Raw genomic sequence first — 6,360 nt, 5'->3', positions numbered from 1 at the left:
TAGATAAAAATTATTTATTAAGGTATTGATTTTTTTTGAATTTTTTGTTATAATTACTCTGTTAATATTATTAGTATTATTAATCTTTTCATATATCACAACTGAAGAAAAAATTGGTCATAAAAGACAGTCCTTATACCTCTTTCTCATGGGCTGTTTTTTATTTACTATTTTTTCTAAAAAATAAAATTTATACAAAATAAGGAGCCAATAAATTTAGCTCCCTATTTTTTTATATTTTATGGATAATATTTTTTATTCATAATCTCCATCTATCCTAACTTTTCGCAAAATCATCCCTTCCTTGGCTTTTAAATCCAACTTGATTTTTCCAGCTGAACTTGTTCTGAATGTTCTGCCTTCTGTTACCAGATCAATAAATCTCTCATCTTGATAATTTGTCTCAAATTCGATATTTTCCCAGCTGTTAAATGAATTATTTATTATAACAATAATCGAATGATCCTCAATTACTCTTTCATATGCAATTATGTCTCTGTCGTTGTCAACAAACACTTCTCTAAACTTACCATAAACAAGTGTTTTATTTTCAAGACGGATTTTTATTAATTTTTTATACCATTCAAATAAATCACGGTCGACTTTTTGCTCATAAATTTCGTTTTGGTTAACATGAGACGGATTTTTCTCATCATCATATAAAAATTCATTCCATAACATCGGCTTTCGGCAATATGGGTCTGTTGCTCCCCACATTCCCACTTCATCACCATAAAATAACATTGGTGCTCCAATATAAGTCATTTGGAATATTGAAATTAATTTTAGTATATCTTTTGGCTTGATTGGACTGTTTCGCCAATCTATTGTTGTGTTTGGATGATAATTTGAAGCTAAATCTGGACGAATTCCATTATACCCTTTTTCTAGCTGTTTCCCTTCTTCCAAATTTCTTCCAAGTACATCATTTACAATTCTTGAATAAAGTCTATCTGTGTCATGTGAACCGTTTAAGTTCTGACTTGCCTGCAATGCCTGATATGGATACCAAGTTCTTTTTTCTCTAAGTTCATTGAAAAAGTCCTGTGCTTTCAGTTTATATCTTACTCCACCTTCATGACTTTGATTTATGAAGAAGCCAATGACTGTTTTTAACCATTCATAGTTCATTACAGTGTCAAATTTATTTCCACCATTAATATCGGCCGAAGCATTTCCCCAAAGTTCAGCAGTTATGTATGAATCTTTTTTGCTACCCTTTACAACCTCACGCCATTCATTCCAGAAATTCTGATTTTCAAGACAATTTGGCACATCTAGCCGCCATCCGTCAATCCCATCATCCTCCATCCAGTTTTCACTTTCTTTTCCGTCAGGCCCATACATCCATTTTCTTGTAATATTAAAAATATATTCCTTGTACTCCTGATTAAATGTGTTAAATTCAGGAAGTGAATCAAATCCTGCCCAAGCATTGTAAGCAGTTCTCTTTCTATTTGCAATTAAAGTTTCAAATGCCTGCTCTTCATTCATTTCATCTGTAATTGGGATATGTTCTCCAAAATCTGTAAATTTATACCAGTCCTTGTATTTAGAATTTTCTCCATCCGCAAGCACCATATTAAATGTCCAGTGTTCATTGCTGCTATGATTGAAAACCCCGTCAAATATTACACGGATACCATTTTTATGAAATTCTTTTATCAAATCTACCATTATCAAATCTGATTCTGTCCAAACCCAAGTTGATGGATCTTCTGTTTCTCCATAACCATTTTTCCCACGATTTTCACCATTCAGGTTTACTTGCAGAAGTTTTAGCTCGCTACTTGTCGAAGCCTTATTTCTAAGTACATCCACATACGACTTATTCCCATATTTGTTATTTTTATTAATTTCCACACCATGAGTTTTTCCACTTGTCTTTATTGTTCCAAAGTCTGGTGAAATATGTCTAAAGTCATTTGCCCCATATTTATGGTTTTGATATGAGAAAAATACTGGATTTAGCCATACTGCATTAATTCCCAATTCTTTCATATATGGTATTTTTTCTTTTATTCCCTGCAAATCTCCACCATACATTCTAGCATATTTCAAACTGTAGTCAATTTCACGCTCACCTAGTTTTTCCCAAATTACCTGTTCCCTAAAATCAGCAGTCCATCTGTTTCTATCAAACTGACTAAGCACATTATTACTTTTTTCCCATTTATATTCTTCTACAAAATTCTGTTCGTGAAGTCTATTTGGCTTAAATGCTTCTGGTCCAAATTCATTAAAAATTGGATCATTATAATGATTCCCATTGTAAAATCTGTCTGGGAAAATATTGTACCAGATTGCCTCTTTTGCCCAGTTTGGTACATCAAATAGCTGTATATCCTTAGAAGTCGTATTCACAATCAATCTCTTTGGTTTGCTATAGCTCAATGTTTCTCCGTTAAAATATGCTCTTGAGCCATTATCTTCAAGAATAAAATAATACAAAAGCTTTTTGGCTTCTTTACCAAAATTTATTATCCTTTCAAAATAATCAAATCCATTTGTCTTATCCTGATATCTTTCCAGTTCATAAATCATCTCATAATTATCTTCCTCATGTAGAACTACACTAACATAGGCACGTTCCACATCGTTCATCTGAGTTCTTATTTTAAATTCATATTCACTATCCGACAATTTATTAAAATATTGCAAACTGTTATAGTCATGTACTATCGCCTTCAAATCAGTATTTTTATCAATTGCTTCATACACAAATTTTCCAGTTCCAAAATCTCCTTGAGGAAACAATGCCCCATTTTCTCCAATAACCAGTTTTCTATTTTCATTCTGAGGATACCATTTTCCATCAATCAGATATTTATATTCATAAACTCCTTCAGGCGAAGCAAGTACTACTTTATAGTTTGTTCCTTCAAAATGATGGATAGGTTCTGTATCAGGCTTCCAGTTATTAAAGTTACCTGCAATTTCAACTTTATCCGCCTTTTCTAGTCCAAAATCAGCAATATCCAAATTCATTCTGTAAAATTTCATTTTAGTTAATGAAAATATCTTTTTTGTTGGAGAATATTCTACATAAATATCTATTCCTTTTTGAAATCCAGTTATTGATTTTGGCGGCAAGTTTTCATCCACTACTGCCTCAAATCTTTTTGCAAAAGGTGCTGTATGGCTATAAGTCACACCGCTTATTACTCCACTTTCCTCATCCTTTATTTCAAAAAAATAACTTCCTGACTCGACATTTCCCCATTTATATATAAAATTTTCCCAATTTTGTTTTAAATTCTCTTCCTTGTAGAATTTATTATCTTTATAAATTATAATTTTATAGCCCATTTTTTCTCCTAATTATCTACTCTCCCTAATTTAGCTCAAAAAATACTTTATATGCTCTGTATGTTTCATACAAATCTGCTTTTGACGAGATTTCAAATAAAGAGTGCATTGATAAAAGTGCAGGTCCTGCATCTATCGTTTTGATTCCGTAGTAAGCCAAGAACTTAGCAACTGTTCCTCCACCACCTTCATCTACTTTTCCAAATCCACCCGACTGATATTTAATCTCATTTTTATCAAATATTTGTCTTATTTCCTGAATAAATTCTGCATCAGCATCGTTTGCCATAGCTTTTCCACGGCTTCCAGTATATTTTGCAAACGCCAGTCCGTAAGACAGCCTTGCTGCATTTTCTGGATCATGTACAGACTTAAATACAGGATTTAACGCAGCCGTAACATCTGATGACAATGCTTTTGAGTTCCATAAAGTTTCCCTCAATATCTGATCATTATAATTTTTTTCTGTAAGTGACAGCATTTTCCCAACAACATATTCAGGTAATGTTGACTTCAAGCTTGTAGAACCTTCACTTCCAATTTCTTCTTTATCTGTCAAATAAATCATAACAGTTTTCTCAGTTTCCTTAATATCAAACAAGGCTCTAAGCGAAGTATATGCACAAATTCTATCATCTTGACCATATCCTCCAATCATGCTCTTATCAAGCCCCACATCTCGCAATTTCCCAGCAGGCACAACTTCCAGCTCTGCTGTAAAGAAATCATCTTCTTCTATTCCATAATCTTTTTTCAATTTATCAAGCACAAACTGCTTTATTTTTTTATTTACATTTTCATTATCTAAAGGCATATTTCCAAATAATAATTTCAGTTCTTCACCTTTAATAACATCTCTTGCCTTTCTTTCATCCTGCACATTGTAAGACAAATGCGGCAATATATCAGGCATACTGAATACAGGCTCGTCATCTTTTTCTCCAATAGAAAGTGTTACTTTTTCTCCATTTTTTAAGAAAACAACACCATGCAATGCAAGTGGAGTTGCAGCCCATTGATATTTTTTAATTCCACCATAATAATGCGTATTTAGTAGTGCAAATTCTTCTTCTTCCATTATCGGATTTGGCTTTAAATCCAGTCTTGGAGAATCTACGTGGGAAACAATCATATTAATCCCGCTTTTTATATCATTTCCAACAATTACTGCAATGATATTTTTATTTCTATTGTTAAAATAAATTTTATCCCCTTTTTTCAATTCACTTTTTTCATTAATATTGACAAAGCCATTTTTTTTAAGTTCCTTTTCTGTTAAATCCACAAATTCTCTCTCAGTTTTGGCAGAATCCAAATATTTTTTATAATCTTCAGCAAAGTCAAAAATTACTTTCTTTTGCTCATCTGTATAATTCTTCCACAAATTTTCTTTTGTCATTTTCTACATCCTTTCTAAAATTCATAAAATATACAACAAAAAACAAAAGATGGCGACTTGAAAAAAATATCCCAAATCAGCCACCTTCTTTCCTAGTAAAATTAATTTCCCAGTTTACCTAAATTATTTAACTTCGTTCAATTTTTTTTCCAATTCTTTTCCAGCTTCTTCATATCCAGGTTTTCCTAATAACGCAAACATATTTTTCTTATATGCTTCCACTCCTGGCTGATCAAATGGATTTACACCTAAAAGGTATCCACTTACTCCACATGCTTTTTCAAAGAAATAGAATGTATATCCTAAATGATAAGGAGTCGCTTCAGGAATGTTTACGCCTAAATTAGGTACATCTCCGTCAATATGTGCCAAAATTACTCCATCAGTTGCTTTTTTATTTACATAATCCAATGTTTTTCCAGCAATAAAGTTTAGTCCGTCAAGGTTATCCTTGTCACTTTCAATGACAAATTCCACTTCTGGTTTTCCAATAGAAACTACTGTTTCAAAGAATAATCTTTTTCCTTCCTGGATATATTGACCCAATGAATGCAAGTCTGCTGAAAAGTCTGCCGAAGTTGGATACAATCCTTTTCCATCTTTTCCTTCAGATTCTCCAAATAATTGTTTCCACCATTCTGCCAAATAATGAACTCTTGGCTCATAATTTACCATTAATTCCAAGTCTTTTCCTTTTCTATGTAAAATATTTCTTACAGCTGCATATTGTAAAGCCTGATTTTCATCCATATTTTTATTTGCAAAATCATTCATCGCATCTTTTGCTCCAGCCATCAAGTCATCAATATTAATTCCAGCCGCTGCAATCGGTAAAAGTCCTACTGCAGTCAATACAGAAAATCTTCCTCCAACATTGTCAGGTACAACAAAAGTTTCGTATCCTTCAGTTGTAGCAAGTGTTTTTAATGCTCCTTTTTCCTTGTCTGTTGTAGCATATATTCTTTTTGCAGCTTCTTCTTTTCCATATTTTTCTTCCAGCATTTTTTTGAACACTCTAAATGCAATCGCAGGTTCAGTTGTAGTTCCAGATTTTGAAATTACATTTACTGAAAAATCCCTATCTCCAACAACTTCTATTAAATGTTGTAAATAAACACCGCTCATATTTGTTCCTGCAAAGTAAATTTCCGGAGTTTTTCTTTTATCTTTTGGCAAATTATTGTAAAAGCTGTGTGACAAAAATTCAATTGCAGCCTTTGCCCCTAAATACGATCCTCCAATTCCAATTACAACTAAGACTTCTGAATCATTTTTAATTTTTTCAGCCGCTTTTTTTATTCTAGCAAATTCATCTTTATCATAGTTTTCAGGTAAGTCAACCCATCCTAAAAAATCATTTCCTGCTCCACTTTTTGAAGTCAATACTTCATTTGCCAATTCTACATACGGTTTAATCTGTTTCAATTCATTTTCATTAAAAAAATTTTTTGCAAATTGATAATTAAAATTCAATTTCATTTTCTTTTGTCTCCTTAATATATTTTATTCCCTAGATTTCTTTAAAAAATCAAGAAATCCCTATTATTCCACACATAGTAATACAACTTTAAAATCGAATAATAATACAACAAAACTACTTAAAAACTAAATTTATAAAATTATAAATAATAATTATATTTAGTTTTAAAGTG

The 6,360-nt window shown here is 31.9% G+C and carries 3 protein-coding genes; all 3 read right to left on the bottom strand.

Going from position 1 to position 6,360, the window contains the following annotated elements; translation table 11 throughout:
• Window positions 1-255: 255 nt before the first annotated feature.
• The 3 genes from Q0370_RS02340 to Q0370_RS02330 all read right to left on the bottom strand — a co-directional run bounded on the left by Q0370_RS02340 (window position 256) and on the right by Q0370_RS02330 (window position 6,187).
• Window positions 256-3,309 (bottom strand): alpha-amylase family glycosyl hydrolase, encoded by a 3,054-nt coding sequence (locus Q0370_RS02340; protein WP_299571589.1) that lies wholly within the window; start codon window positions 3,307-3,309, stop codon window positions 256-258.
• Between the two features lie 25 nt (window positions 3,310-3,334).
• Window positions 3,335-4,708: an aminopeptidase gene (locus tag Q0370_RS02335; RefSeq protein WP_299571587.1), complete on the bottom strand. Its 1,374-nt coding sequence runs from the start codon at window positions 4,706-4,708 to the stop codon at window positions 3,335-3,337.
• A gap of 123 nt (window positions 4,709-4,831) precedes the next feature.
• The gene (locus tag Q0370_RS02330; protein ID WP_299571585.1) at window positions 4,832-6,187 is read right to left on the bottom strand and encodes a glucose-6-phosphate isomerase; all 1,356 of its coding nucleotides are present in this window, start codon (window positions 6,185-6,187) and stop codon (window positions 4,832-4,834) included.
• Between the last annotated feature and the right edge of the window lie 173 nt (window positions 6,188-6,360).

The sequence above is a fragment of the uncultured Leptotrichia sp. genome (assembly GCF_938036635.1).
Classification (GTDB): Bacteria; Fusobacteriota; Fusobacteriia; order Fusobacteriales; family Leptotrichiaceae; genus Leptotrichia; species Leptotrichia hongkongensis.
Note: the sequence above shows the minus strand (reverse complement) of the source record. Positions and strands in the feature narration are given on the sequence as shown.

Bases quoted from the DNA above. Each gene is read 5' to 3' on its own strand.
- Q0370_RS02330 (WP_299571585.1), bottom strand. From the start codon at position 6,187: ATGAAATTGAATTTTAATTATCAATTTGCAAAAAATTTTTTTAATGAA.
- Q0370_RS02335 (WP_299571587.1), bottom strand. From the start codon at position 4,708: ATGACAAAAGAAAATTTGTGGAAGAATTATACAGATGAGCAAAAGAAA.
- Q0370_RS02340 (WP_299571589.1), bottom strand. From the start codon at position 3,309: ATGGGCTATAAAATTATAATTTATAAAGATAATAAATTCTACAAGGAA.